Source organism: Xanthomonas campestris pv. campestris str. ATCC 33913 (assembly GCF_000007145.1).
In the GTDB taxonomy this organism is placed as follows: Bacteria; Pseudomonadota; Gammaproteobacteria; order Xanthomonadales; family Xanthomonadaceae; genus Xanthomonas; species Xanthomonas campestris.
Genome location: NC_003902.1, coordinates 195,683 through 220,877 on the forward strand (window position 1 = coordinate 195,683; position 25,195 = coordinate 220,877).

Here is a 25,195-nt window from a genome sequence, read left to right on the forward strand (position 1 = left end):
CAGTGCCGGCGGGAGTCTCCCGCCTTCATCCAGCGGCCGGCGCTCCAGGTGCCGGCCGCTGCATCGCCCCGCACACCGGGGACAAGGAGAGAGCATGCGGTTTCGAACCACCCCCCTGGCCCTGCGTTGGCTGACCACCGGGCTGCTGCTGTGCGCCAGCCTGGCCACCGCCGCCGACTGGAAGCGCGGCATCGAGCACCAGCGCATCGCCGATCAAGGCAATGGCACCTTCCTCAACCCGGTCTTGGCCGGCGACCATCCCGACCCGTCGGTGCTCAAGGACGGGCAGGACTACTACCTCACGCTGTCTTCGTTCGACGCCTACCCCGGCCTGCCGATCTGGCATTCGCGCGATCTGGTCAACTGGCAGCCGCTGGGCCATGCCATCACCCAGAACGTCGGCGCGATCTGGGCACCGGACCTGATCAAGCACGGCAAGCGCTACTACATCTATTTCCCGGCGCGGCGTGGCGACCAGGGCGAGCGCAGCAATTTCGTGGTGTGGGCCGACGACATCAAGGGCCCGTGGAGCAAGCCGATCGACATCGGCCTGGGCAAGTACATCGACCCCGGTCACGCAGTGGGCGAAGATGGCAAGCGCTACCTGTTCCTGAGCGGCGGCGACTATGTGCAGCTGTCCGACGACGGCCTGAAGGTGGTCGGCACGCCCAAGCACGTCTACGACGGCTGGAAATACCCGGAAAGCTGGGATGTGGAAGGCTATGCCCAGGAAGGCCCCAAGATCACCCGCCACAACGGCTGGTACTACATGACCACCGCGGTGGGCGGCACCGCCGGCCCGCCGACCGGGCACATGGTGATCACCGCGCGCTCGCGCTCGATCCACGGCCCCTGGCAGAACGCGCCCAACAACCCGATCACCCGCACCAAGAGCGCCGACGAGCCGTGGTGGTCGCGTGGCCACGCCACCCTGGTGGAAGGCACCGACCAGCGTTGGTGGATGCTCTACCACGGCTACGAGCACGGCTTCTGGACGCTGGGCCGGCAGGCCTTGCTCGACCCCATCGAGTGGACGCCCGATGGCTGGTTCGTGGCCAAGGGCGGCGACCTGGGCACCCCGTTGAAGAAGCCCAGCGGCCAGGCCCTGCCGCACGGCCTGGCATTGTCGGACGACTTCCGCGCCGCAACGCTGGGCCCGCAGTGGTCGTTCTTCAACCCGGCCGCCGATGAAGCCAAGCGCCTGCAGGTGGGCGATGGCGTGCTGCGCCTGCAGGGCAAGGGCAGCGCACCGCGCGATGCCTCGCCGCTGACGGTGATCGCCACCGACCAGGCCTATCAGTTCGAGGTGCAGATGACCGTGGCACCGGGCGGGCAGGGCGGGGCGCTGCTGTTCTACAGCGACAAGCTCTACGCCGGGGTGGGCAGCAATGGCGAACACTTCGTCATGCACCGCTACGGCGAAGAACGCCCGGCCAAGCTGGCGCCCAGCAGCAAGGGCGGCGCGCTGTGGCTGCGCGTCACCAATAACCGCCACATCGTCACCATCCACACCAGCACCGACGGCACCACCTGGACCAAGTACCCGGTGCAGATGGAAGTGTCCGGCTACCACCACAACGTGGCCGGCAAGTTCCTGGCACTGAAACCGGCGTTGTACGCCGCCGGGCAGGGCCAGGTTGAGTTCCGCAACTTCCGCTACCGCGCTCTGGACTGACCGTTCTGCATCGCCAGGCATGCCGCGGCGCCACTGGCCGCGGCCCGCCACAGGGTGCGAAACGGGACATCGGCAGGCTCCGCTAGGGCCTGCTGGCCCGCTGGCCGGTAGAATCCAATCAACTCGAACGGTTGACCGCTATGCCCGCCCGCAAGAATCCCGAAGAGGGAATGCCCGGCCTGCCGAAGGGCAAGGTAGCAACGATCAACGACATCGCGCGGATGTCGGGCGTGTCCAAGAAGACCGTCTCGCGGATCATCAACAACTCGCCGCTGGTGCGGCAGGACACCCGCGAGAAGGTCGAGGCGCTGATGCGCGAGGTGGGCTACGCGCCCGACCCGCTCGCCCGCGGGCTGGCGTTCCGGCGCTCGTTCCTGATCGGCATGGTCTACGACAACCCCACCGCGCAGTACATCGTGGACATGCAGTACGGCGCGCTGGACGCCTTGCGTGGCTCCAGCTTCGAGCTGGTGGTGCACCCCTGCGACAGCCGCAGCCCGGGCTATATCGAAGGTGTGCGCCGGTTTGCCCAGGCGCAGAAGCTGCACGGGGTGATCCTGGTGCCGCGTGCCTCCGAGGACCAGGCGCTGGCCGACATGCTGGCCGAGATCGGTTGCCGCTACACCCGCATCGCCTCGATCGCGCTGGACACCACCTCGCAGACGGTGATCACCCACGACCGCGACGGCGCGGCCGAGGCGGCCGACTACCTGCTCTCGCTCGGCCACCGCGACATCGCCCTGGTCACCGGCCCCAGCGCCTACCGCTCCTCGATCGAGCGCACCGCCGGCTTTGCCGACGCCTTGACCCGGCGTGGCATCGAACTGCCGCCCGAGCGCATCGTGGAGGCCGGCTACACCTTCGAATCGGGCGTGGCCGCGGCCGAAAAGCTGCTGCTGGGCAAGAAGCGCCCCACCGCCATCTTCACCGGTAACGACGAAATGGCTGCCGGTATCTACAAGGTCGCCCTGCGCGCCGGCATCAACATCCCGCGCCAGCTGTCGGTGATTGGCTATGACGACAGCTCGCTGGCCTCGCGCCTGTGGCCGCCGCTGACTTCGGTGCGCCGCCACACCCGCGACACCGGCCGCACCGCCGCCGCCATGCTGATCCAGCCCGACAACGCCCCGCAGCTACCCACCGCCAGCGTGCGCCCGCACCTGATCGTGCGCGACTCCTGCCAACCGCCGGAAGATTGAGCACGTAACGCCCCTCCCATTCGGGAGCGCGCGTTGCCTCGCACCCTCATCCGGCGCTACGCGCCACCTTCTCCCGATGGGAGAAGGGAGTGGGCCCCTCTCCCTCCGGGAGAGGGGTTGGGGTGAGGGTACGGCGGCAGACCGCCATCTGCGAAAGCTCAGCCATGAGCTTAGGTAGGAGGCGCATAAGCCTCCCCTGACCAAACCAAGCCGTGCCCCCGACATAGCGCGCAGCTTCGTACCCTCATCCGGCGCTACGCGCCACCTTCTCCCGATGGGAGAAGGGAGTGGGCCCCTCTCCCTTTGGGAGAGGGGTTGGGGTGAGGGTACGGCGGCAGACCGCCATCTGAGGAAGCTCAGCCATGAGTTCAGGTAGGAGGCGCATAAGCCTCCCCCCGACCAAACCAAGCCGTGCCCCCGATATAGCGCGCCGCCTCGCACCCTCATCCGGCGCTACGCGCCACCTTCTCCCGAGGGGAGAAGGTAGTGAGCCCCTCTCCCTTCGGGGCGAGAAGGCACGGCTTACGCGCCATGGGCGCGCGTGCCTTGGAGCGCCCGCGGCGCAAGCGCGGGCCGGGGTGCGGAGCGGGGGTTGGGGTGAGGGTACGGTGGCAGACCGCCATCTGAGAAAGCTCAGCCATGAGCTCAGGTAGGAGGCGCAGAAGCCTCCCCTGACCAAACCAAGCCGTGCCCCCGACATAGCGCGCCGCCTTGCACCCTCATCCGGCGCTACGCGCCACCTTCTCCCGAGGGGAGAAGGAAGCAGGCAGCCAGCAGCCCCCACCCACGCTCCGCTTTCGTGCACTGCGCAATGACACCGGTTTACCAGAGCCGGTAGAATGGCGTGGTGCGGGCTTTCATTCCCCCTCGCTTGCCACCGGAGATGCGCATGTCCCTCTATTGCAAGACCCATTACGCCACCCATCCGGACGCCCTCAAGGGCGCCAGCAACGACACCCTGCGCGAGCTCTACCTGCTCGACGGCCTGTTCGTCGCCGATGCGGTGACCCTCAAATACACCCACTACGAGCGCTTCGTGCTCGGTGGCGCCGCCCCGGTCGGCAAGACGCTGGAACTGCCCAAGCAGACCGAGCCCGCCTCGGCGGCCGGCCACCCGTTCCTGGAGCGGCGCGAGCTGGGCGTCATCAATGTTGGCGCCGGCACCGGCACCGTCACCGTGGATGGCACCGCCTATACGCTCGGGCCCAAGGACGGCCTGTATGTGGCGATGGGCAGCACCGAGGTGAGCTTTGCGTCCGCCGATGCCGCCAACCCGGCGCAGTTCTATCTGGCCTCGACCCCGGCGCATGCGCGCTTCGAGACCAAGCAGCTGTCGATCAAGGACGCGGTGGCACTGGAGCGCGGCGCGCTGGAAACCAGCAACGAGCGCACCATCTACCAGTACATCGTGCCGGCCACCTGCCAGTCTTCGCAGCTGCTGCTGGGCCTGACCGTGCTCAAGCCGGGCAGCGTCTGGAACACCATGCCGCCGCATCTGCACGACCGCCGCAGCGAGGTGTATTTCTACTTCGATCTGGGCGCCAACGACCGCGTGTATCACTTCATGGGCGAGCCCGACGCGCAGCGCCACATCGTGATGCAGAACAACGAAGCGGTGGTGTCGCCGCCGTGGTCGATCCACATGGGCGCCGGCACCAGCAACTACGCCTTCATCTGGGCGATGGGTGGCGAAAACCTCGATTACACCGACATGCACGTGCTGGATATCTGCCAGCTCAAGTAATGCCCCGCCGTCGCGCCAACGGGTGCGGCGGCCCCATCATCGAACGCGGCATGCCGCATCTGGAGCGATAAGGTAATGAGCAATCCGTTCAGTCTCGAAGGCAAGGTCGCACTGGTCACCGGTGCCAACACTGGCCTGGGCCAGGGCATCGCGCTGGCACTGGCAGAGGCGGGCGCCGACATCGCCGCCGCCGGCATCCAGGCACCGACCGAGACCGAAGAAAAGGTCAAGGCGATGGGCCGCCGCTTCGTCGCCATCGAAGCCAACCTGATCAGCATCGAGCCGGTGCAGCGCATCCTCGATGAAACCCTCGCCGGCCTGGGCCGCCTGGACATCCTGGTCAACAATGCTGGCCTGATCCGCCGCACCGATGCGGTGGATTTCAGCGAGCAGGATTGGGACGACGTGATGAACGTCAACCTGAAATCGGCGTTCTTCATGTCGCAGGCCGCCGGCCGCCACTTCATCACGCAGGGCAGCGGCAAGATCATCAACATCGCCTCGATGCTGTCGTTCCAGGGCGGCATCCGCGTGCCGTCCTACACCGCCAGCAAGTCCGGCATCGCCGGCATCACCCGCCTGCTGGCCAACGAGTGGGGCAGCAAGGGCGTGACCGCCAACGCCATCGCCCCCGGCTACATGGCCACCGACAACACCGCGCAGCTGCGTGCCGACCAGGACCGCAACAAGTCCATCCTGGACCGCATCCCGGCCGCGCGCTGGGGTGTGCCGGCCGACCTCGGCGGCGCGGCGGTGTTCCTGGCCAGCAGCGCCTCGGACTACGTCAACGGCGCCATCATCCCGGTCGACGGCGGCTGGCTGGCGCGCTGAGAAAAATGCGTCGTTTCCTTCTCCCACCGGGAGAAGGTGCCCGCAGGGCGGATGAGGGTCGGTATGCACGCGCACAACCCCGACATGCATGACGTCCGCCACGCAAGCACGCATCAACCACATTCCAACCAACTTCCCCAACGAAATCGGAGCATTCCCATGAAAATTGCACTCATGAATGAGTTTAGCCAGGCCGCCAAGAACCCGGTGATCCTGCAGCAGCTCAACGACGTCGCCAGCGAGCAGGGCCATGACGTGTTCAACGTCGGCATGGACGGCGACAACGACCACCGCCTGACCTACATCCACCTGGGCATCGTCGCCAGCCTGTTGCTCAACGCCAAGGCCGTGGACTTCGTGGTCGCTGGTTGCGGCACCGGCCAGGGCGCGATGATGTCGCTCAACGCCCACCCGGGCGTGTTCTGCGGCTACTGCATCGAGCCGACCGACGCCTACCTGTTCGCGCAGGTCAACAACGGCAATGCGCTGTCGCTGGCATTCGCGAAGGGCTACGGCTGGGGCGCGGAAATCAACGTGCGCTACATCTTCGAAAAGGCCTTCAGCGGCGAGCGTGGCCTGGGCTACCCGGCCGAGCGTCGCGAATCGCAGGCCGCCAACGCCGGCATCCTGACCCAGGTCAAGCAGGCCACCGCCAAGTCTTACCTGGACGGCCTGCGCGCGATCGACCCGGAGCTGATCAAGCAGGCGATCGGCGGTGCGCGCTTCCAGCAGTGCTTCTTCGACAACGCCCAGGACGCGGAGATCCGCAGCTTCGTCGCCGGCCTGCTCGGCAAGAGCGAAGCCGCTGCTGCCTGAGTGCAGTTGCATGCGCATGCCGGTGTTCCTGTCGCGGGAGCAGGCATGCGCCAGCAAGGCGAGTGCGTGAGACGTCGATGACGCTTCAGGCAGCGCGATCCTTCACCACCGGATGCATCACCTGCATCCGGTGGTGACACGCGCAGGATGCGGCAGTCAGTGAATGTCCTGCGTTGAATGACTCCGATGCAGGCGCTGACAAGCGCGCGTGCTTTGGAGTGAGCACGCCGCACGCGCGGGTCCGGGGCGCGTGTACGGCGCAAGACAGCCAACCGGCAGGCAAGCGCAGGGATCGGATCCACTCGATCAACAACCAGCGCCGGTGGTGTCGCTGACCCCGCGGAGCATCACGGCGTTCGTTAGTGATCTAGCCGACGCGCGAAGGACGGTTAATTGCCAAATCGAAGTACGCATCAAGCATGCATGCATGCGTCATTACCGCACTGCAGAGAGCGGCAAAACCAGATCCAAAAAGCAACAGCAGCAACAACATCGAACACAGAACCCACCACGGAGCCCCTCATGCGTCGACTGCTCATCGCCATGCTGCTGCTCTGCGCGCACGTTGCCCACGCCGCGCCCCATCGCATTTTCATCGCCGGCGATTCCACCGCCGCCGAGTACGGCTCGGACCGCGCACCGCAAGCTGGCTGGGGCCAGATGCTGCAAGGCTGGTTCGACCCGGCGCAGTGGCAGGTCCACAGCCACGCCAAGGGTGGGCGCAGCACACGCAGCTTCATCGCCGAAGGGCGGCTGGATGCCATCGCCAAGGACATCCGTGCCGGCGACGTGCTGCTGATCCAGTTCGGCCACAACGACGCCAAGCGCGAAGACGCCACGCGTTACACCGATCCGCAAGGTGACTACCAGCAGTTCCTGCGCCGCTTTATTGCCATCGCGCGCGACAAAGGCGCCACGCCGATCCTGATCACCCCGGCCGCGCGCTTGCTCTACGACTTCGGCGCGCTGCCCGACACGCATGGCCGCTACACCCTGGCCATGCAGCAACTGGCCGCGCAGGAGCAGGTGGGCCTGATCGATCTCAACGCCAGCTCCAGCGACTGGATCCGCGCGCTCGGCGAACAGGCGGCCAAACCGTATTTCCTGTTCGTGCCCGAACAAACCAAGGCCGATGGCACCCACTTCAGCCAGGCCGGCGCCACCGCCATTGCGTGCCTGGTCGTGCATGGTTGGGTGCAACTGCAGCCGGCGCTGAAACCCCAGCTACGCCGCGATGCCGATTGCGGCGCTGCGCCGGACACCGCCGCACGCCGTGCCGCGCAGGCGCATCCCTCGCTGGTCGTGCATGAGCGCGACCTGCCGCGCAGCCAGCCCGGCCCACATGGCGGTGCCGGCCCGACTACCGCCTATCCGTTCTTTGCCGACGCGCCGGAGTTGAAGTTCGTGCTGCGCAAGCGCGTGCTGCACAAGGGCGCCGGCATCGGCCTGCATCTGCACGACAAGGACGAGATCTACTACGTCGTCAGCGGTCGCGGCCTGTACGCGCTGGATGGCAAACAGTACGAAGTGGCCGCCGGCGATGCACTGCTCACCCGCCCCGGCAGCACGCATGCGCTGCAGCAAGTGGGCGAGGAAGATCTGGTGATCCTGCTGACGTATCTGGCTGCCAGATCCTGAGGCACTGTGCAGTGCGGTGCACGGCTCGATAACGCGATGCGCTGCTGAAAAGAATGCGCCGCTCGCCGAGCACGCAGCGCGTTTAACGTTGTTACCGCGTTACCGCGTTACCGCGTTACCGCGTTACGCGTTGTGGCGTTACCGCGTTGTGGCGTTGCATGTCGTGCAGCCGAGCGCATCAACCGCAGGCTGTCCGGTGCAGTGCGGCCGCAGGACTGCCACATCGAAGTGGTCTGCGGCGCGGCTCAACCACCAACGCAACTGCCTCAGGCCTTGTCCACCCCGTAGTGGATCAACCCCAATCGCGCCAGCGCGCTGGACTGGCGGTAATACACCTCTTCCCAGCCATCCACGCGCTGACGGTCGGTTTCGCTCATCGCATCGAGAATGTCTTCGATGCTGAGCAGGTCCGGGTCTTCTTCGAGCCGCTCGAACACCGCGCCCAGGCCATCGATCGCCTGGCGCACCTGGCTTGCACCCATCGCGGTGAGCGCCTGCAGCGCACAGCTGCGGGTCAGCGCATCCCAGTGGTCGAAGTAGCGCGCGTAGCCGCTGTCGCTCATGTCCGCGTCCAGGCGGGCCAATGCCACCAGCTCGCGCTCGCCCGGCGTCAGCGCATCGAAGCGGCCGCGCACCGCCACCAGCCGCGCCTGTGCGCGTGCGGTGCGTCGGTGCCACAACAGCATCGGCATGTTGAGCAGCCCCTGCGCACTGGGCGGCGCCACGGCCGGCCAGTTCACGCCATGGCTGTCGTCGGTGAGTTGCCACTGCGCGCGCTGCGCTGGCGTGGCCTTGGCCAGCAGCCGCTGCGCCTGGATCGGCTCGTCGATGCGCATGCCGTTGTCCAGCGTAAACAGCAGGCGCGTGTCGTCCAGCTCCAAGCGCCGGATGCGGAAGTGCGTCAGGTCCATGGGCAGCAACGGTGTGGGGAATCCCGACCTTAGTGCGGGCCGGGGATGCTGTCGAGTCGGTGCGCCGAGGTCGAGCGCGCTTGCGGTGTTTCGACCTGCTTGAACAATGCTGTGGTTAGCAGGCGATCCGCCACCGGTCGACCCGTGCAGGGAATGTGGAGTGGGCGCGTGGTACAGGGGAAAACACCAACATTGGTGCACGTGCCGACTCCTATCGACACCGAAGCACTTCTGGCAGCTGGCAGCGCTTGCAGCGATGCGGTTGTACCGGCGACGCATGCCGTGCGTCTAGCTCGCCTCAGGTAGGCGCTTCTCGCACCAGAGTGCAGGCGCTAGCGCGCCATCGTCATGTCATCGTCGACGAAGCGGCGCCGACGCCAACACGCCACGCCAGGCCGAACACACCGGCGCCAGCCAACCCCTCACACGTCGCCGTCGCGGCTCCAGCCTTCGCCGCTGCCGCGCTGCAGGACGTGGTCGGTTGCCAGCACCTCGCCGGCCGGCACCTGCGGCTGTTGCGCCAGCGCGGCATAGATCGGGGTGAAATCCGGGGCGGTGGCGTCCATCAGCTGCGTAAAGCTGTCGATGACGAAGTAGGTCTTTTGGAAACTGTCGATGCGGTAGCGCGTGCGCATCACCCGCTGCAGATCGAAGCCCACCCGGTTCGGCGCCGCCGATTCCAGCGAATGCAGCGATTCGCCCTTGGACGAGACGATGCCCGCACCGTAGATGCGCAACCCCTGCGGCGTGGCAATCAGGCCGAATTCCACCGTGTACCAGTACAGCCGGGTGAGATTTTGCAACGCGTCCGGGCCAATTCCGTGCGCCTTGACGCCACCGCGCCCATAGGCCTGCATGAAGTCGGCAAACAGCGGATTCATCAGCAGCGGCACGTGCCCGAACAGATCATGGAACAGGTCCGGTTCGGCGATGTAGTCGATCTGGTCCGGGCGGCGGATCCACCAGGTCACCGGGAAGCGCCGGTTGGCCAGATGATCGAAGAAATCCAGCTCCGGCAGCAGCCCTTCCACACCGACCAGCGTCCAGCCGGTGGTCGCCTGCAGCACCGCGTTGAGCGCGTCGAAGCGCGGAATCTGGGTGTCGTCCATGCCCATTGCGTCCTGCGCCTGCAGGAACTCATCGCAGGCCCGCCCGACCAGCAGCGCGCGCTGCCGCCGGTACAGCGTGCCCCAGGTGGCATGGTCGTCGGCGCTGTAACCATCCCACGGCTGCTCCACCACCGCGGTGGTGTAGACCGGCACATAGCCCTTGTCGGTGAGCTGGTTCTCGACGCGGCGCGGCGCTGTGTTCATGCGGTGTGGTTCCCGAAACGGATGGCTTCACCTTAGCCAAATGGCCACGCAACGGGATTGCGAATGTTGCGCACCGGCGGCCGTTAGACGCAAGATTCGTGCGTCATCGCTTGCTGCTGCGCAACATATGGATCAACCAATCGCCCTGGACCGCACCGATTTGCGCCTGCTCGCGCTGCTGCAGACGCAAGGGCGCAGCAGCAACGCCGAGCTCGCCGCGCAGGTCAATCTCTCGGCCTCGGCCTGCCTGCGGCGTACCCAACGGCTGGAAGCGGCCGGCATCATCGCCGGCTATGGCGCGCGCCTGGATGCGCGCGCGCTGGGCCTGGGCCTGCAGGCCTTCGTGCGGGTGCAGCTGGAACAGCACGGCCAGCCGGACATCGAGCACTTCGCCGCCGGCGTGCGCGGCTGGGACGAGGTCGTGGCCTGCTGGGCGCTCACCGGCGACATGGATTACCTGCTGCAGGTGCAGGTGCGCGACCTGGAGCATTTCTCGCGGTTTTTGCTGGATCGCCTGCTCAACGCCACCGGCGTATCGGATGTGAATTCCAGCTTCGTGCTGCGCACGGTGAAGGCCCCGGAAGGCTTGCCGCTCTCGCATCTGGCGTAAGCGCGTGGGGGCTTAGACCGCCGGGGTTGCCGGGGGCGTCCTCGCGCCAGCGAGCGCGGGACAGCGCCGTGCGCTTGCCCAACAAACGATAACGATTTACATTTGCATAACACTGGCAGCGTCCAGCCGTGTCCCCCGTCGAACCGCCAGCCCACCGGGCCAGCCAGCTTGTCGTCCGGGTGGATGCCGACGCGTGCCCGCCGCTTCCTGTCACTGACGCGCCGCGTCTGCCCGATCGATGAGACCCCCGATGCCTGCCAAGACCCTTCCTCTGGCCACGCTGTCCGCTGCGCTGCTGTGCGCATTGACGATGACGCCCGCCGCCGCGCGTGCCGCCGACCTGGCCGACGCCAATGCCGATGCCGATGCCAACGCCAAGACGCTGGACGCGGTGAGCGTCAACGGCACGGTGAGCCGCGCGCAGCCGGCCACCACCACGCGCCTGCCGCTGACCCTGCAGGAAACCCCGCAGTCGGTGAGCGTGATCGGGCTGCAGCGGCTGGAAGACGAGTCGCTTTTCAGCATCGACGACGTGATGCGCAACGTCACCGGCGTCAACGTGTCCTTTTACGACACCCAGCGCCCGCTGTATTTCGCGCGCGGCTTCCAGATCACCGACTTCCAGGTCGACGGCCTGCCCACCTATAGCGGCGCGACCAATCAGGAATACGACACCGTCTTCTACGACCGCATCGAAGTGATCCGCGGCGCCAATGGCCTGCTCACCGGCGCGGGCATTCCCTCTGCCACGGTCAACCTGCTGCGCAAGCGGCCCGGCAAGGAGTTCGATGCCTCGTTTGCGGTGAGCGCGGGCACCTGGGATTTCCGCCGCATGCAGGCCGACGTCAACGCGCCGCTGACCAGCGACGGGCGCTGGCGCAGCCGCGTGGTGGCGGCCTGGCAGGACCGCGATTACTACTACGACCGCTACCACGACACCAAAATGTCCGGCATGGCGGTGCTGGAAGGCGACCTGACCGAGAGCACCACCCTCACCGTCGGCTATCAGCGCCAGGACAACACCCCGGTCGGTTCGACCTGGGGCACGGTGCCGTTCTTCGCCGCCGATGGCACGCTGGCCAATCTATCCCGCTCAACGAATCTGGCACCGGAGTGGACGCGCTGGCAGCGCGAAACCAGCACCGCGTTCGCCAACCTGGAACAACGCATCGGCGAGGACTGGTTGCTGCGCGTCAACGCCGCGCACACCAAGGGCAACGTGCAGAGCCTGCGTGTGTACGGCACCGGGTATCCGGCCGCCGACGGTAGCGGCATGTTCCTGCGCACCGGTGTGGGCGAAACCGAAGACACTCGCGACAGCGTGGATGTGTATCTGTCCGGCGGTTTCTCGCTGTTCGGCCGCCAGCACGATGTGGTGGTGGGCGGCAGCTGGCAGGATCTGCAATCCACCTCGTACGGGTTGGCGCAGACCTATCCGGACGACTGGGCCACCTGCCCCAACGCCTTTGGTCCGCCCGAACGCTGCTATTTCATTCCCAACATCCGCAACTGGGACGGTAATGCGTCCGAAGTGACCTACGCACGCAACGGCCGGCGGAGCGAGGGGCGCACCACCCAGCGCGGCGTGTATGCCTCCACGCGGTTCCGCCTGGCCGACCCGCTGTCGTTGATCGCCGGCGCACGCCTGAGTTCGTGGGAAACCCGCACCCAGGCCTTCGATGCCAGCGGCGCCTACACCGGCACCAGCGGTCGCTATGAAGTGAGCGACGAAGTCACCCCTTACGTGGGCCTGGTCTACGACATCGTGCCGGACGTGTCGGTGTACGCCAGCTACACCGAAATCTTCAATCCGCAGAACTACCGCGACAAGGACAACAACCTGCTCGCGCCAGTGGAAGGCTCCAACCTGGAAGCCGGCATCAAGGCGCAATTGCTCGACGGCCATGCGATGGCCACTGCCGCCGTGTTCGAGGCCAAGCAGGACAACTTTGCCGTGCGCGACATGACCCAGCCGGAATCCTCGCTGCCGGACGGCAATTCGGCCTACATCGGCATCAACGGCACCAAGAGCCGTGGCTGGGAAATGGATATCAACGGCGAGATCCTGCCCGGTTGGACCGTCAATGCCGGCTTCACCCACGTCAAGGTGACGCGCCCGCCCACCGATGCGATCTACGCCAACCTGCCCGAGGATTATCTGCAGCTGTCCACGCAGTTGCGCTTGCCCGGCGCCTGGGAGCGCCTGAGCATCGGCGGCGGGGTGAGCTGGCAGAGCGCAGTGCGCGGCTTCAACATCGCGCGCCCCACCGGCGATGGCAGCGGCGCCACCACCCCGGTGACCGTGGTGCAGAACCCGTATGCGCTGGTGCATTTCAACGCCAACTACCGCATCAGCGAGCAATGGACCGCCACGCTGGCGGTGCGCAACGCCTTCGACAAGACCTACTGGGCCAACCTGGATTACCAGAACTACGGCGAGCCGCGGTTTGTCAGCGTGTCGCTGCGTTGGCGGTATTGAGGTGTTGCGGTTGATGTTGCGGGGTCATCGGTAACGCATCGCGGCCAAGGCCGCTCCTACAGGGGCGGCCTTGCGGCTGTTGCAGGGTGCCAACGGCGCGCATTGCCCTAAGAACGCGCCGGCTGTCGTAGGAGCGGCCTAGGCCGCGAAGCCATCCCGACACACCATCACCACACCCGGAACCGCCGTGCCGTTGTAGGAGCGGCCTTGGCCGCGACCACGTTCCGCCACACGTGCTGTTCTTCAACGCGCATTTCCACACACGCACTTCACATCACTCACAGCCGTCTATCGCCTGTCGCCAAAAACGCCCACATCAACCTTGCGCGTACTTCGTTGATCGGCCTGCGACGTACGGCTCACGCGCATCTACATCCGCACCAACACGCGCATCAGGGCGCCACGCATTCCTCATCCTTGCCGCGCAACTTCTGCCAGCGCGAGCGTTCTTCCAGGCAGCGCTTGTACGCCTCCTGCTTTGCCGCCTTGGCCTGTTCGGCCGCACTGCGGGTGGCGCTGCTGCGCTGCGCCTGCAGTTGCGCGATCTTGGCGCGGATCTGCGGCATCACCGCCATTGCCGCGCGTTCGCCTTCCAGGATTGCGGCGCCGCGCTGGTTGAAATCGGCCGAGCCGATGTCGTTGACCTTGGGGCGGATCACCACGTCGGCACGCTTGAGTTCGGCCTCGCCCAGGCGCTGGCCCATGATCGAGATCGACTGATTGACCGTGCCCAGCAGGTCGCCGGGATTCTTGCCGCTGGCCTTGCTGGAAATATCCACCGCCACCACGAATTCGGCGCCGAGCTGGCGCGCCGCATCCACCGGCACCGGGCTGACCACGCCGCCGTCCACGTAGTGGTACTGGCCGATGGTCACCGGCTCGAACACGCCGGGAATGCTGCTGGAGGCGCGCACCGCCTGGCCGGCATTGCCACGCACGAACACCGTGCGCTCACCGTCTTCCAGCCGTGTGGCGACCGCGGCGAATGGTTTGCGCAGTTTGTCGATCGGCTTGCCGCCGAGCTGTTCGTTGACGTAGTCCTGCAGCTTCTGCCCCTGCACCAGGCCACCGGAGAACAAGCGCACGTCGCGGATGCTGGTCTGGTCCAGCGCCACGGCCTTTTCCTGCATCTGGAACGCGTCCATGCCGCTGGCGTACAGCGCGCCCACCACGCTACCGGCGCTGGTGCCCGACACCACCACCGGTGCAAACCCGTTGGCTTCCAGCATCTTGATCACGCCGATATGTGCAAAGCCCTTGGCCGCACCGCCGCCGAGCGCGACGCCGATCTTCACCGGCTTGGGCGCAGTGGCAGACGGCGCCTGCACCACCGGCGCGGGCGTGGCGGGACGCGGTTCGCCCCCACAGGCCGAAAGCAGGCCGATCAGCGACAGCAAGGCAAGGGAGCGTGGGCGACGGAGCGCAGTCATGGCGACGGAAACGTAGTTGGAAAGGCGAGGGAGAATACACGCGCACCCCCTAACGCCGCGCGTCCCATTGGTCGCCTCGGCAGCCGGGCTGCGTCAGGGATCAGCACGGCGCGCGCTGCCACCTGCGGGCATACGCCTTCGGGAGCAATCACTGTGTCGCCGCGTACCTTCACCCGCCCGCGGCGTCGCGTGCGTGCCTGCGCGTGCGCTGCAGGCGCTCTGGAGTGCACATGCCGCCGGTGCGTAGACCGCGCCGCATCAGCGCCGCAGTAAAGCGCTTCGGTTAACCGCGGCTGGTGCGTTTACGGCAACGCGTCGCACCAGCCGCGGTCAACCAGTCTGCTTCGATCAGAACCGGTTGTCGCCATCCAGCAAGCGCCCCAGTCCACCCAGCACCGACCCTTCGCCGCGTTGTTGGCCACCGGCCTGCGGGGCGGCCTGCAGCATGCGGCCGGCCATGCGCGAGAACGGCAGCGATTGCATCCACACCTTGCCCGGGCCGGTGAGGGTGGCCAGGAACACGCCTTCGCCGCCGAAGAACATGCTCTTCAGGCCGGCGATGCGGCGCACGTCCATGTCCACGCTGGCGTGGTAGGCGACCACGCAGCCGGTGTCCACGTCGATGCGTTCGCCCGGCGCCAGGTCGCGTTCCACCACGGTGCCGCCGGCATGCACGAACACCCAGCCGTCGCCTTCGAGCTTCTGCATGATGAATCCCTCGCCGCCGAACAGGCCGGTGAGGATCTTGCGCTGGAAGGCGATACCCAGCGATACGCCGCGCGCACCCGCCAGGAAGCTGTCCTTCTGGCAGATCAGGCGGCCGCCGTGTTCGGACAGCCGCAACGCCAGCACGGTGCCGGGGTAGGGCGCGGCGAACGCCACCTTGGCCTTGCCGCTGCCGGCGTGCGTGAACACGGTGGTGAACATGCTTTCGCCGGTCACCACGCGCTTGCCGGCCGAGAGCAACTTGCCCATCAGCCCGCCGCTGCTGCCGCCCTGGCCATCGTGCGAGCCATCGCCGAACACGGTGTCCATCTGCACCGCGGCGTCCTTGTACATCAGCGCACCGGCTTCGGCGATGGCGCTCTCGCCCGGGTCCAGTTCGACCTCGACGAACTGCATGTCGTTGCCGACGATGCGGTAATCGATCTCGTCCGCGCGTGCGGCGCCTGTGCCGCTCAACTGCGGCGGCAGGCTGCCGGCGCCCTGCAATTCGGCCAGCTGGCGGGCGGGTGTCCAGCCGTCGAGGCCGTCGCGCCAGGCCAGCGCGTCGGGCTGGCGCTGCGCATGCGCGCGGGCGCTGGCGTCATCAAGCGGGCCGATCCGGTCGGCCTGTCCGGGAATATGGAAATACCACTGTGCCATCGGGACGACTCCTGTCTGCGGTGCGCCGAGTCTAAGCGCAGTGGCCGGCCCGCTGTCCCCTGCCCAACGTCATGGCGCGGCGCACCGGTTGGGCAGGGGTGGGGCGCCGCTTTCGCGCAGACATGCACGACCCGCCGCGTGCACATTGCCGCCGCCAATGCGCATGGCACGGCCGCCAGCTCAGCCCGCGCATCGCACTGCACCGCAAACCTTAGAGCGGCTAACAAAACGTAACGCCCGCCTGGCGGCTGCGCAGTCGTTTTGATCGCTGCGCTTAGCCAGCGCCCACCGTCGCCCAGTAGCGCTCGCCATCGCGTTGCACCCGCACCGGGCCATCGAACGCTGCAGACAAACGGTCGTCGGTGAGCATGTCCGCGCGGCTGCCATCGGCCAGGACACTGCCACCGCGCAGCAGGATCACCCGGTCGATCTCCGGCACGATTTCCTCGATGTGATGGGTCACCAGCACCAACGTGATGCCTTGCTGGGCGAGGTGACGCATGCTGTCGAGCAGGTGCTGCCGCGCCACCAGATCCAGGCCGGTGGAGGGTTCGTCCAGCAACAGCGCCTGTGGGCGATTGACCAGCGCACGCGCGATCAGTACGCGCCGTGTCTCGCCGGCCGACAGCTCTGCATACGGGCGCTCCAGCAACGGCAATGCACGCACCAGTGCCAGTGCTTCGCGTGCACGGGCGCGCATGTCGTCGCTGATTTCGCGGTGCGGCGGCACCACGTAGCTGGCGAAAAACCCGGAGAGCACCGCGCTTTCCACATCCAGCTCGGGCATCTGCGCCAGGTTGCCGCTGAGATCGCCGCTGACGATACCCAGATGCGCGCGCAGGCGGTCCACCTGCCAGCGCGTCTGCCCCAGCACTTTCACCGCGGGCTGGCCATCGCCACGCGCCAGCGGATACAGCTCGCGCGTGATCAATTTGATGAAGGAGGATTTGCCGCAGCCGTTCGGGCCCAGGATGGCGGTGTGCTGGCCCAGCGCAATGCGCATGCGCAAGGCGTGCAGCACGCGCACCTGGCCGCGGATCACGCTGGCCTGGTCGAGCTCGATCAGTGGCGGGGCATCGGGTGTGGCGGAGGAGTCGACGGCAACAGACATGCAGGTGGGATCGGGTAACGGGAAGGAAACGAGACGTGTGAACCGCTTTAGGAATGTAGGAGGCACCCTACGCATCCGAAGGGTGAAGTTTGCCGCCATCGCCCCCATCATGTCTGTATCCACCGACACGATGGCGCACTGCCTGGAGATGCCGATGTTGTCCGATTCGATCATCGACGTTCTGACCTCCGGCATCGCCGGCCTGGGCGTGTGGGGGATGCTGGCCGTGCTGCTGGTGTTCACCCAACTCACCATCTTCGCGGTGACCTTGTACCTGCATCGCAGCCAGGCGCACCGCGGTGTGGATTTCCATCCGGTCATCGCGCATTTCTTCCGTTTCTGGACCTGGCTCACCACCTCGATGATCACCCGCGAGTGGGTGGCGATCCATCGCAAGCATCACGCCAAGGTGGAAACCGAGGAAGACCCGCACAGCCCGCAGACCAAGGGCATCGGCCAGGTGTTCTGGCGCGGCGTGGAGCTGTACCGCGAAGCACGCGCGCAGCGGGCCGACATCGAGCAGTACGGCAAGGGCGCGCCCAATGACTGGATCGAGCGGCATCTGTACACGCCGCACGCCAACGCCGGCCCGATCGCGCTGTTGGTGGTCAACAGCGTGCTGTTCGGGCTGCCCGGTATCGCACTGTGGGCGATCCAGATGGCGTGGATTCCGTTCTGGGCCGCCGGCGTGGTCAATGGCCTGGGGCATTGGTGGGGCTATCGCAATTTCGAGTCCGCCGACACCTCCACCAACCTGACCCCGTGGGCGCTGTGGATCGGTGGCGAAGAACTGCACAACAATCACCATGCCTTCCCGAGTTCGGCGCGGTTTTCGATGCGGCGCTGGGAGCTGGACATCGGCTGGATCGCGATCCGCTGCCTGCAGGCGCTGGGCCTGGCCAAGGTGCTGCGGGTGGCGCCGTCGCTGGACATTCGCCCCAACATCGCCGTGCCCGATGCCGACACGCTCAAGGCACTGTTGTCGCACCGCTTCCAGGCCATGACCGACTACCAGCGCAACGTGCTCAAGCCGGCCCTGCGCGAAGAGGCCGCCGCCACCGGTGCCAAGCTGCGCCAGCTGCTACCGCGCCGCCTGCGCAAGGGCCTGGTGGACGATGGCCGCTGGCTCAAGCCCGATGCGCGCGAACAGTTGCAACACTGGGTGGCGCAACGCCCGCGCATGCGCACGCTGGTGGAATACCGCGCGCGCCTCACCGCCGTGCTGGAAGCGCGCAGCCACGATGCGTCCGAGCGGCTCAAGCAGCTGCAGCAGTGGTGCCATGAAGCCGAAGCCAGCGGCAACGCGGCATTGCAGGCGTATGCGGCACGGCTCAAGGGTTATGCGCTGAGTGGCACGTAACGCGAGCGTTGCGCGCGCGGGCGTTTGCGTGCCTGCGCTGCTGCACGCGCTGCCTCGTGTGCTGGCCTGTGGGGCACTGTGCGCAGTGGCGGTGGCCGCGCAGGCCCAGGTGCAGGACAGCCAGCAGTATCTGCAACGCATGGACACCGATGGCGATGGCCGGGTCAGCCGCGATGAATATCTGGCCTGGATGAGCTACGCCTTCGATCAGCGCGACCTGGATCACGACGGCGTGCTGCAAGGCGAAGAACTGCCGGGCCGGCGCGGCAAGCCGATCACCCGCGCCGCGCACCGCGCAACGCTGGTGGAGCGTTTCGCACGCCAGGATGCCAATGGCGATGGCTATTTGAGCGCGCGCGAACTGCTGGCACCACCGCGGTGAGACCTGCACGCAGGTGCGCCTTCGCGCCCGTCTGACGCGGCGCCCGGCAAGCTCGGCCGCATGTTCACTCTCGACCAGGTCAGCCGTCGCTACGGCCAGGCCATCGCCCTCGACCAGGTCAGCCTGTCGTTCGCCAGCGGTGTCACCACTGCGTTGATCGGCCCCAGTGGCGCCGGCAAGTCCACCGTGCTGCGCATGCTGGTGGGCCTGGAATGGCCGGACAGTGGCAGCGTCACCTTCGATGGCGCGCCATTGCGGCGTGATGCGCTGCAGGCGCAGCGGCAGCGCATTGGTTACGTGATCCAGGAGGGCGGCCTGTTCCCGCACCTGGATGCACGCAGCAATGTGGTGCTGCTGGCGCAGACGCTGGGTTGGACGCCGCAACGTATCGCGCAACGCCTGGAGACCTTGTGCGCGCTGTGCCAGCTGCCGCCCGCGCTGCTGGCGCGCTACCCGGCCGAGTTGTCCGGTGGTCAGCGCCAGCGCGTGGGCCTGATCCGCGCCCTGATGCTGGACCCGCCGGCGCTGCTGCTGGACGAACCACTGGGTGCACTGGATCCGATCGTGCGCTACGACCTGCAGGCGCAGATGCGCGAGCTGTTCGCGCAGCTCGGCAAGACCGTGGTGCTGGTCACCCACGACGTGGCCGAAGCCGCGTATCTGGCCGACACGCTGGTGCTGATGCGCGCCGGCCAAGTGGTGCAGCAGGGCAGTGCGCGCACGCTGCTGGAACAGCCGGCCGATGCGTTCGTGCAGCGCTTTCTCACCGCGCAGCGCAGCATCGGTGATGCCGCATGATGCGCGCGCCGTTGATGGCTTTTGCATTGTTGATCTGCAGCGGTGTGGCGCAAGCCGCGCAGGTCACCATCGGCTCGAAGAACTTCACCGAAGCGGTGATCCTGGGCGAGATCGCCACCGCTGCCGGCCAGCGCGATGGCGTGCAGGTGCAGCACCGCGCCCAGCTCGGTGGCACGCGCATTCTCTGGCGCGCACTGGAGACCGGGCAGATCGATGCGTACGCCGATTACACCGGCACGCTGGCGCAGGAATTGCTGCAGCTGCCCAAGGCCAGCCACGCCGAACTACGCGCCGCACTGGATGCACGCGGCCTGGCAATGACCGACTCGCTGGGCTTCGAAAATACCTATGCGTTCGGCATGCGCCGGGAGCGTGCGCAGGCATTGGGCATCCGCAGCCTGTCCGATCTGGCCCGGCATCCGGACCTGAAGATCGGCCTGAGCAATGAATTCATGCAGCGTGCCGATGGCTGGCCCGGCGTGCGCGGCGCCTATGCATTGCCGCAGCGCGCCACCGGGCTGGATCACGACCTGGCCTACCGCGCGCTGCAGAGCGGGGCCATCGAGGTCACCGATCTGTACAGCACCGATGCGGAAATTCCGTACTACCAGCTGCAGGTGTTGCAGGACGACCGCCATTACTTCTCCGAGTACCAGGCGGTATTCCTGTATCGCAAGGATCTGGCGCAGCGTGCGCCGACGATGGTAGCCACGCTGCAAGGGCTGCAGGGGCGCATCGATGAAGCCACCATGCAGCGGCTCAACGCGCAGGTGAAGCTGGAGCGCAAGAGCGAAGCCGCCGTGGCCGCGCAATGGCTGGGCGTGGCGCCGGCATCGGCCACCGATGGCCGCGTTGCGCGCTTGCTGCAGCACACCTGGGAGCACCTGGCCCTGGTGGGCATCTCGCTGGGGCTGGCCTTGGTGATGGCATTGCCGCTCGGCGTGCTGGCCGCGCGCCGGCCGCGGCTTGGTCAAGTGGTGCTGTCGCTGACCGGCGTGCTGCAGACCTTGCCGTCGCTGGCGGTGTTCGTGTTCATGATCCCGTTGTTCGGCATCGGCGCCAAACCGGCGATTGCGGCGCTGTTTCTCTACAGCTTGCTGCCGATCGTGCGTAACACGCATGCCGGGCTGACCTCGATTCCGCGCGAGTTGCGCCAGACCGCCGAAGCCATCGGGCTGCCGGCATGGACGCGCTTGTGGCGTATCGAACTGCCGCTCGCGCGCCGCACGATCGTGGCCGGCATCCAGACCGCGGCGGTGATCAATGTGGGCACCGCCACCCTGGGCGCATTGATCGGCGCAGGCGGCTACGGCCAGCCGATCCTCACCGGCATCCGCCTGGACGATATCGGCCTGATCCTGGAAGGCGCCATTCCCGCCGCCGTGCTGGCCTTGCTGGTGCAGGCGCTGTTCGAAGGCCTGGAGCGCTGGGCCACCCCGCGTGGGCTACGCCTGAGTCAGCGCGGTTGAGCAACTGCAAAGGTAGGAGCGCGCTTGCGCGCGATGCGGCTGTGCCGGGAACGCCCATCGCGCGCAAGCGCGCTCCTACAAGAGCGGGTGTCAGCACGTCCGATGATTGAGCGCCGCAAAGCAGCGCGATCCATGCACGCCTTGCGCCACGCAGACCCCCAACCACCTCATGACCCGTAGGAGCGCGCTTGCGCGCGACGCGGCTGTGCCGGCAACGCCCATCGCGCGCCAGCGCGCTCCTACGCGCATCCGGGCATGAGTCGCCCAGGAGCGGTTTGCAGGGCAAGCCTCATCGCGGTCAGGCGCGCTCCTACAAAGGCAGGATGCCGGCACGATCAAAGCTCAGCGGTTGATGACAGACAGAAGCACCCGCAGAAAACGCTCACCGCGTGCGCTACTCAGCAAACCCGAGCCACCGCATGAACCACGTAGGAGCGCGCTGGCGCGCGATGAGGCGTTACCGACAACGCCCATCGCGCGCCAGCGCGCTCCTACAGGCACCTGGGTCACCGCGCCGCACATCGGCAACCCACCATCACCCACGTGGCAGCGCAGCCACCAGCTCTGCAAGCGCCTGCCCGGTCACGCTCAGGTGCGGGGCAATGCGCAACCGTCCGTGTCGCTGCGTGCACACCGCGCCCAGCGCACGCAGCGTGGTGGCCACCGACTCCAGCTGCGCAGCCGGCGGTTGCAGCGCGGTCAGATGCGGCGCATGGCCTGGCGTGCACCAGCGGGCGAGCCCCTGCGCTTGCAGCGCGGCGTCCCACTGCGCGGTGAGCGCGCCCAATGCGTGCGCGATCCGTGCCGGTTGCCAGGCGGTGATCTGCTGCAAGGCGGCGGTCGCCATGGCCAGGCGCAGCGGGTCGGCCACGCCACCGGCGTCGTAGCGGCGCGCGCCGGTGCGGTAGTCGGGCGCTGCGGCAATGGGGAATTCCCAACTGCTACCCGCATCGCGGCCACTCCAGTGTTCTTCGATCGGCACACCACGTGTGCGCCAGCGTGGGGCCACCCAGAGCCACGCCAGGCCCATCGGGCCCAGCAACCATTTATGGCCCACGCTGACCACAAAATCCGGCCGCCAGCGCGGCAGATCGGTCGGCAACACGCCCAGGCTCTGGCTCAGGTCCAGCACCAGCGCCGCACCGCGCGCGTGCACGGCGTCACTGATGCGGTCCAGGTCCAGTTGCCGGCCATCCAGCCAATAGGCGTGCGGCAGGCTCACCACGCGCAGCGCCGCCGTCTCGGTGATCGCCCGCAGCACCGCCTCGGTCAAAGCCCCCCCCGCTGCCATCGGCACCGCGACGATCTGCGCGCCCACCTCGGCGCAGCGGCGCTGCCAGATCAACAGGTTGGAGGGGAACTGTCCTTCCAGCACCAACACGGCCTCGCCGCGTTGCAGGTGCAGGTTGCGCGCGGCAGTGGCCAGCCCGTGTGCGGCCGAGGGCACCAGCGCCACCGCATCGGTATCGCCATCGAACAGGCCCGCGGCCAACGCACGCAGTTGCTCGATCTGCTCCACCCATGCAGCGAACGACAACTGCCATGGCGTGGCCAGCGCATCGATGGCCTGGTGCGCCACCGTTTGCACGGCCCGCAGCATGGGCCCGCGTGCGGCGGCATCCATATAGGTCACGGCCGGGGGCAGCACAAATGCCTGCTCCCGCTGCGACCAATCCAGGGGTGTGGGTAGCGAACGGAACAACGGTGCGGCGCTCATGCGCACAGCTTAACGCGCAGCGACATGCCACCCACACGGCGCGTTCACGGTCGCTCCCCAAGCATATGGCGATGTCTGCACAATCACCCCTGCTGGTCGACCACCAGCAACAGCAGCTGACGCTGTTGGAACGCTACGCGCAGACCCGTGCGCTAAGCGATCGTCTTGCCGCACCCTTGAGCGCGGAAGACGCCATGGTGCAGAGCATGCCCGACGCCAGCCCCAGCAAATGGCACCTGGCACACACCACCTGGTTCTTCGAACGCTTCGTGTTGCAGGCCGACCCGCAGTACGTGGTGTTCGACCCGGCGTGGGATTTCCTGTTCAACAGCTACTACCAAAGCGTAGGCCCGATGCATGCGCGCGCGCGCCGTGGCGTGTTGTCGCGGCCATCGCTGCAACAGGTGCGTGACTACCGTGCGGCCGTCGATGCGCAGATGCAGCGCCGCCTGCGCGATGGCCTGCTGGACGAGGCCACCTGCACCATCGTGCAGCTGGGCATCCAGCACGAGCAGCAGCACCAGGAACTGCTGTTGACCGACATCAAGCACGCCCTGTGGAGCAATCCGCTGCAGCCGGCCTACCGGGAGGCCCAGCCCGTGCCGGCGGCGGCGTCTAGCGCCTTGCGCTGGCATGCGCGCGACGAGCAGATCGTGGAGATTGGCGCAGCGTCGTGGCCACAGGCCGAGGCCTTCGCCTACGACAACGAATCGCCGCGCCACCGCGTGCTGGTCGGTGCGCATGCACTGGCGCACCGTGTGGTCAGTAATTCCGAATACCAGCAGTTCATCGATGACGGTGGCTACCGCAGCGCAGGCGCCTGGCTTAGCGATGGCTGGGCAATGGTGCAGGCGCAGGGCTGGCAGCATCCGCTGTACTGGGATGCGGACGGGCGCGAGTTCACCCTCGAAGGCTGGCGCGTGCGCGATGCGCATGCGCCGGTGTGCCATCTGAGCCTGTTCGAAGCCGACGCGTTCGCGCGCTGGGCCGGTGCACGCCTGCCCACCGAGGCCGAATGGGAACAGGCCGCCACCGGCATTGCCGTGCACGGCAATTTCGTCGACAGCGATGCCCTGCATCCGCGCGCGGCCGACGCGGTGGACACCGGTCTGCAGCAGCTGTTTGGCGATGTGTGGGAATGGACCGGCAGCGCGTATCTGCCGTATCCCGGCTTCGCGCCCTGGCCCGGGTCGCTGGGCGAATACAACGGCAAATTCATGAACGCGCAATGGGTCTTGCGCGGCGGCAGTTGTGCCACGCCTGCCAGCCATGTGCGCGCCAGCTACCGCAACTTTTTCCCCTCCGATGCGCGTTGGCAATTTGCCGGCGTGCGCCTAGCCAAGGATTTGCTGTGAACGCCGCCGCCCACGCCACCCAACGCGCGCATGCCGCGCTGACCGATCTGCGCCCGCAGCCGGACGACATCACCGCCGATGCCCTGGCCGGCCTATCGCCGACGCCCAAGACGCTGCCGTCGAAATATTTCTACGATGCGCGCGGCTCGCAGTTGTTCGAAGCGATCACCCGTCAGCCCGAGTACTACCTCACCACCACCGAACTGAGCCTGCTCGAGGCCAGCATGAGCTCGATCGCGCAGGCGATCGGCGCGGGCGTGCATGTGGTGGAGTACGGCAGTGGCAGTGGCCGCAAGACCGAATTGCTGCTGCAGGGCCTGCGCGATGTGGTGGCCTATACGCCGCTGGAAATCTCGCGGACCGCGCTGCTGGAAAGCACCGCACGCCTGGCCGAGCAATTTCCGCAGATCCAGATGTTGCCGGTGTGCACCGACTTCACCCGGCCGCTGCAGCTGCCGGCCGCGCAACGCCCGGCACGCCGGCACGTGGTGTTCTTCCCCGGCTCGACGCTGGGAAATTTCACCGACACCGCTGCGATTGAATTGCTGGATGCGATGCGCCAGACCATGGGCGCCGACGGCTGCGCCTTGATCGGCATCGATCTGGACAAGGATGCCGCGCTGATCGAGGCGGCGTACAACGATGCCGCCGGGGTCACCGCGGAATTCACGGTGAATCTGCTGGCACGCCTCAACCGCGAGATCGGCAGCGATTTCGACCTGGAGGGTTTCCGCCATCGCGCGGTGTATGCGCGCGAACGCGGCCGCATCGAAACCTTCCTGGTCAGCCAGCGCGCGCAACGTGTGCACGTGGGTGGGCAGGAATTCACCTTCACCGAAGGCGAGGCGATGCAGGTCGAATACAGCTACAAGTACACCGACGCCCGCTTCGCCGAACTGGCCGCCGCGGCCGGCCTCAAGGTGACGCATGGCTGGAACGATGCCAAGGATTGGTTCGGTCTGCGGTTGCTACGCCCGCTCTGACGCAGGCCG

20 protein-coding genes are annotated in these 25,195 nt (G+C 67.0%); 14 read left to right on the forward strand and 6 right to left on the reverse strand.

Annotated features, from left to right (window positions below):
* The first annotated feature begins 94 nt into the window (after positions 1–94).
* From XCC_RS00800 to XCC_RS00825, 6 genes are all read left to right on the forward strand, one after another.
* Positions 95–1,675 (forward strand): family 43 glycosylhydrolase, encoded by a 1,581-nt coding sequence (locus XCC_RS00800; RefSeq protein WP_011035406.1) that lies wholly within the window; start codon positions 95–97, stop codon positions 1,673–1,675.
* Between the two features lie 140 nt (positions 1,676–1,815).
* Complete coding sequence (locus XCC_RS00805; protein ID WP_014509500.1) at positions 1,816–2,874, forward strand: LacI family DNA-binding transcriptional regulator; 1,059 nt, start codon at positions 1,816–1,818, stop codon at positions 2,872–2,874.
* Between the two features lie 889 nt (positions 2,875–3,763).
* Entirely contained in the window at positions 3,764–4,618 is an 855-nt protein-coding gene (gene kduI, locus XCC_RS00810) for a 5-dehydro-4-deoxy-D-glucuronate isomerase (protein ID WP_011035408.1), read from the forward strand.
* Between the two features lie 75 nt (positions 4,619–4,693).
* A complete protein-coding gene (kduD, locus tag XCC_RS00815) occupies positions 4,694–5,449 on the forward strand; it encodes a 2-dehydro-3-deoxy-D-gluconate 5-dehydrogenase KduD (protein WP_011035409.1) in 756 nt (251 codons plus the stop codon).
* Between the two features lie 159 nt (positions 5,450–5,608).
* Positions 5,609–6,265 carry an RpiB/LacA/LacB family sugar-phosphate isomerase gene (locus XCC_RS00820; RefSeq protein WP_011035410.1) on the forward strand — a complete coding sequence of 219 codons (657 nt, stop codon included), beginning with the start codon at positions 5,609–5,611 and terminating at the stop codon, positions 6,263–6,265.
* Positions 6,266–6,787: 522 nt separating this feature from the next.
* Positions 6,788–7,903, forward strand: coding sequence for a GDSL-type esterase/lipase family protein (locus XCC_RS00825; RefSeq protein ID WP_043877688.1), 1,116 nt, complete (start codon positions 6,788–6,790; stop codon positions 7,901–7,903).
* 266 nt (positions 7,904–8,169) lie between these two features.
* Here the strand turns inward: XCC_RS00825 and XCC_RS00830 are convergent, their stop codons facing one another.
* Both XCC_RS00830 and phhA read right to left on the reverse strand, forming a co-directional pair.
* Positions 8,170–8,814: a DMP19 family protein gene (locus XCC_RS00830; RefSeq protein WP_043877689.1), complete on the reverse strand. Its 645-nt coding sequence runs from the start codon at positions 8,812–8,814 to the stop codon at positions 8,170–8,172.
* Between the two features lie 422 nt (positions 8,815–9,236).
* Positions 9,237–10,127 carry a phenylalanine 4-monooxygenase gene (phhA, locus tag XCC_RS00835; protein ID WP_011035413.1) on the reverse strand — a complete coding sequence of 297 codons (891 nt, stop codon included), beginning with the start codon at positions 10,125–10,127 and terminating at the stop codon, positions 9,237–9,239.
* Positions 10,128–10,254: 127 nt separating this feature from the next.
* Here phhA and XCC_RS00840 point away from each other — a divergent pair, with 127 nt between their 5' ends.
* Positions 10,255–10,737, forward strand: coding sequence for an Lrp/AsnC family transcriptional regulator (locus XCC_RS00840; RefSeq protein ID WP_011035414.1), 483 nt, complete (start codon positions 10,255–10,257; stop codon positions 10,735–10,737).
* A gap of 250 nt (positions 10,738–10,987) precedes the next feature.
* Positions 10,988–13,216, forward strand: coding sequence for a TonB-dependent siderophore receptor (locus XCC_RS00845; RefSeq protein WP_011035415.1), 2,229 nt, complete (start codon positions 10,988–10,990; stop codon positions 13,214–13,216).
* 392 nt (positions 13,217–13,608) lie between these two features.
* Here the strand turns inward: XCC_RS00845 and XCC_RS00850 are convergent, their stop codons facing one another.
* The 3 genes from XCC_RS00850 to XCC_RS00860 form a co-directional block, all read right to left on the reverse strand.
* Positions 13,609–14,646: a patatin-like phospholipase family protein gene (locus XCC_RS00850; protein ID WP_011035416.1), complete on the reverse strand. Its 1,038-nt coding sequence runs from the start codon at positions 14,644–14,646 to the stop codon at positions 13,609–13,611.
* 348 nt (positions 14,647–14,994) lie between these two features.
* Positions 14,995–16,011, reverse strand: a complete 1,017-nt coding sequence (locus XCC_RS00855) for a TIGR00266 family protein (protein WP_011035417.1) — start codon at positions 16,009–16,011, stop codon at positions 14,995–14,997.
* 274 nt (positions 16,012–16,285) lie between these two features.
* Positions 16,286–17,122 carry an ABC transporter ATP-binding protein gene (locus tag XCC_RS00860; protein ID WP_011035418.1) on the reverse strand — a complete coding sequence of 279 codons (837 nt, stop codon included), beginning with the start codon at positions 17,120–17,122 and terminating at the stop codon, positions 16,286–16,288.
* 154 nt (positions 17,123–17,276) lie between these two features.
* Here XCC_RS00860 and XCC_RS00865 point away from each other — a divergent pair, with 154 nt between their 5' ends.
* From XCC_RS00865 to XCC_RS00880, 4 genes are read left to right on the forward strand one after another with little or no spacing between them, the layout of a single operon-like run.
* Positions 17,277–18,482, forward strand: coding sequence for a DesA family fatty acid desaturase (locus XCC_RS00865; RefSeq protein WP_011035419.1), 1,206 nt, complete (start codon positions 17,277–17,279; stop codon positions 18,480–18,482).
* A gap of 28 nt (positions 18,483–18,510) precedes the next feature.
* A complete protein-coding gene (locus tag XCC_RS00870; RefSeq protein WP_011035420.1) occupies positions 18,511–18,864 on the forward strand; it encodes an EF-hand domain-containing protein in 354 nt (117 codons plus the stop codon).
* A 60-nt stretch (positions 18,865–18,924) separates the two neighbouring features.
* Entirely contained in the window at positions 18,925–19,662 is a 738-nt protein-coding gene (locus tag XCC_RS00875; protein WP_011035421.1) for an ATP-binding cassette domain-containing protein, read from the forward strand.
* A complete protein-coding gene (locus tag XCC_RS00880; protein WP_011035422.1) occupies positions 19,659–21,131 on the forward strand; it encodes a glycine betaine ABC transporter substrate-binding protein in 1,473 nt (490 codons plus the stop codon). Before XCC_RS00875 ends, XCC_RS00880 begins: the two co-directional genes overlap by 4 nt.
* Positions 21,132–21,666: 535 nt before the next feature.
* Here XCC_RS00880 and XCC_RS00885 read toward each other — a convergent pair.
* Positions 21,667–22,848: an aminotransferase class V-fold PLP-dependent enzyme gene (locus XCC_RS00885; protein ID WP_057671054.1), complete on the reverse strand. Its 1,182-nt coding sequence runs from the start codon at positions 22,846–22,848 to the stop codon at positions 21,667–21,669.
* Between the two features lie 65 nt (positions 22,849–22,913).
* Here XCC_RS00885 and egtB point away from each other — a divergent pair, with 65 nt between their 5' ends.
* Both egtB and egtD read left to right on the forward strand, forming a co-directional pair.
* A complete protein-coding gene (egtB, locus tag XCC_RS00890; RefSeq protein WP_019237120.1) occupies positions 22,914–24,203 on the forward strand; it encodes an ergothioneine biosynthesis protein EgtB in 1,290 nt (429 codons plus the stop codon).
* Positions 24,200–25,186: an L-histidine N(alpha)-methyltransferase gene (gene egtD / locus XCC_RS00895; protein ID WP_011035425.1), complete on the forward strand. Its 987-nt coding sequence runs from the start codon at positions 24,200–24,202 to the stop codon at positions 25,184–25,186. The genes egtB and egtD overlap by 4 nt, the downstream gene beginning before the upstream one ends.
* The last annotated feature ends 9 nt before the right edge of the window (positions 25,187–25,195 follow it).

What these genes read in the sequence shown, in the direction of transcription:
- XCC_RS00800 (WP_011035406.1), top strand. Translation starts at nt 95, where the DNA reads ATGCGGTTTCGAACCACCCCCCTGGCCCTGCGTTGGCTGACCACCGGG.
- XCC_RS00805 (WP_014509500.1), top strand. Translation starts at nt 1,816, where the DNA reads ATGCCCGCCCGCAAGAATCCCGAAGAGGGAATGCCCGGCCTGCCGAAG.
- kduI (WP_011035408.1), top strand. Translation starts at nt 3,764, where the DNA reads ATGTCCCTCTATTGCAAGACCCATTACGCCACCCATCCGGACGCCCTC.
- kduD (WP_011035409.1), top strand. Translation starts at nt 4,694, where the DNA reads ATGAGCAATCCGTTCAGTCTCGAAGGCAAGGTCGCACTGGTCACCGGT.
- XCC_RS00820 (WP_011035410.1), top strand. Translation starts at nt 5,609, where the DNA reads ATGAAAATTGCACTCATGAATGAGTTTAGCCAGGCCGCCAAGAACCCG.
- XCC_RS00825 (WP_043877688.1), top strand. Translation starts at nt 6,788, where the DNA reads ATGCGTCGACTGCTCATCGCCATGCTGCTGCTCTGCGCGCACGTTGCC.
- XCC_RS00830 (WP_043877689.1), bottom strand. Translation starts at nt 8,814, where the DNA reads ATGGACCTGACGCACTTCCGCATCCGGCGCTTGGAGCTGGACGACACG.
- phhA (WP_011035413.1), bottom strand. Translation starts at nt 10,127, where the DNA reads ATGAACACAGCGCCGCGCCGCGTCGAGAACCAGCTCACCGACAAGGGC.
- XCC_RS00840 (WP_011035414.1), top strand. Translation starts at nt 10,255, where the DNA reads ATGGATCAACCAATCGCCCTGGACCGCACCGATTTGCGCCTGCTCGCG.
- XCC_RS00845 (WP_011035415.1), top strand. Translation starts at nt 10,988, where the DNA reads ATGCCTGCCAAGACCCTTCCTCTGGCCACGCTGTCCGCTGCGCTGCTG.
- XCC_RS00850 (WP_011035416.1), bottom strand. Translation starts at nt 14,646, where the DNA reads ATGACTGCGCTCCGTCGCCCACGCTCCCTTGCCTTGCTGTCGCTGATC.
- XCC_RS00855 (WP_011035417.1), bottom strand. Translation starts at nt 16,011, where the DNA reads ATGGCACAGTGGTATTTCCATATTCCCGGACAGGCCGACCGGATCGGC.
- XCC_RS00860 (WP_011035418.1), bottom strand. Translation starts at nt 17,122, where the DNA reads ATGTCTGTTGCCGTCGACTCCTCCGCCACACCCGATGCCCCGCCACTG.
- XCC_RS00865 (WP_011035419.1), top strand. Translation starts at nt 17,277, where the DNA reads ATGTTGTCCGATTCGATCATCGACGTTCTGACCTCCGGCATCGCCGGC.
- XCC_RS00875 (WP_011035421.1), top strand. Translation starts at nt 18,925, where the DNA reads ATGTTCACTCTCGACCAGGTCAGCCGTCGCTACGGCCAGGCCATCGCC.
- XCC_RS00880 (WP_011035422.1), top strand. Translation starts at nt 19,659, where the DNA reads ATGATGCGCGCGCCGTTGATGGCTTTTGCATTGTTGATCTGCAGCGGT.
- XCC_RS00885 (WP_057671054.1), bottom strand. Translation starts at nt 22,848, where the DNA reads ATGAGCGCCGCACCGTTGTTCCGTTCGCTACCCACACCCCTGGATTGG.
- egtB (WP_019237120.1), top strand. Translation starts at nt 22,914, where the DNA reads ATGGCGATGTCTGCACAATCACCCCTGCTGGTCGACCACCAGCAACAG.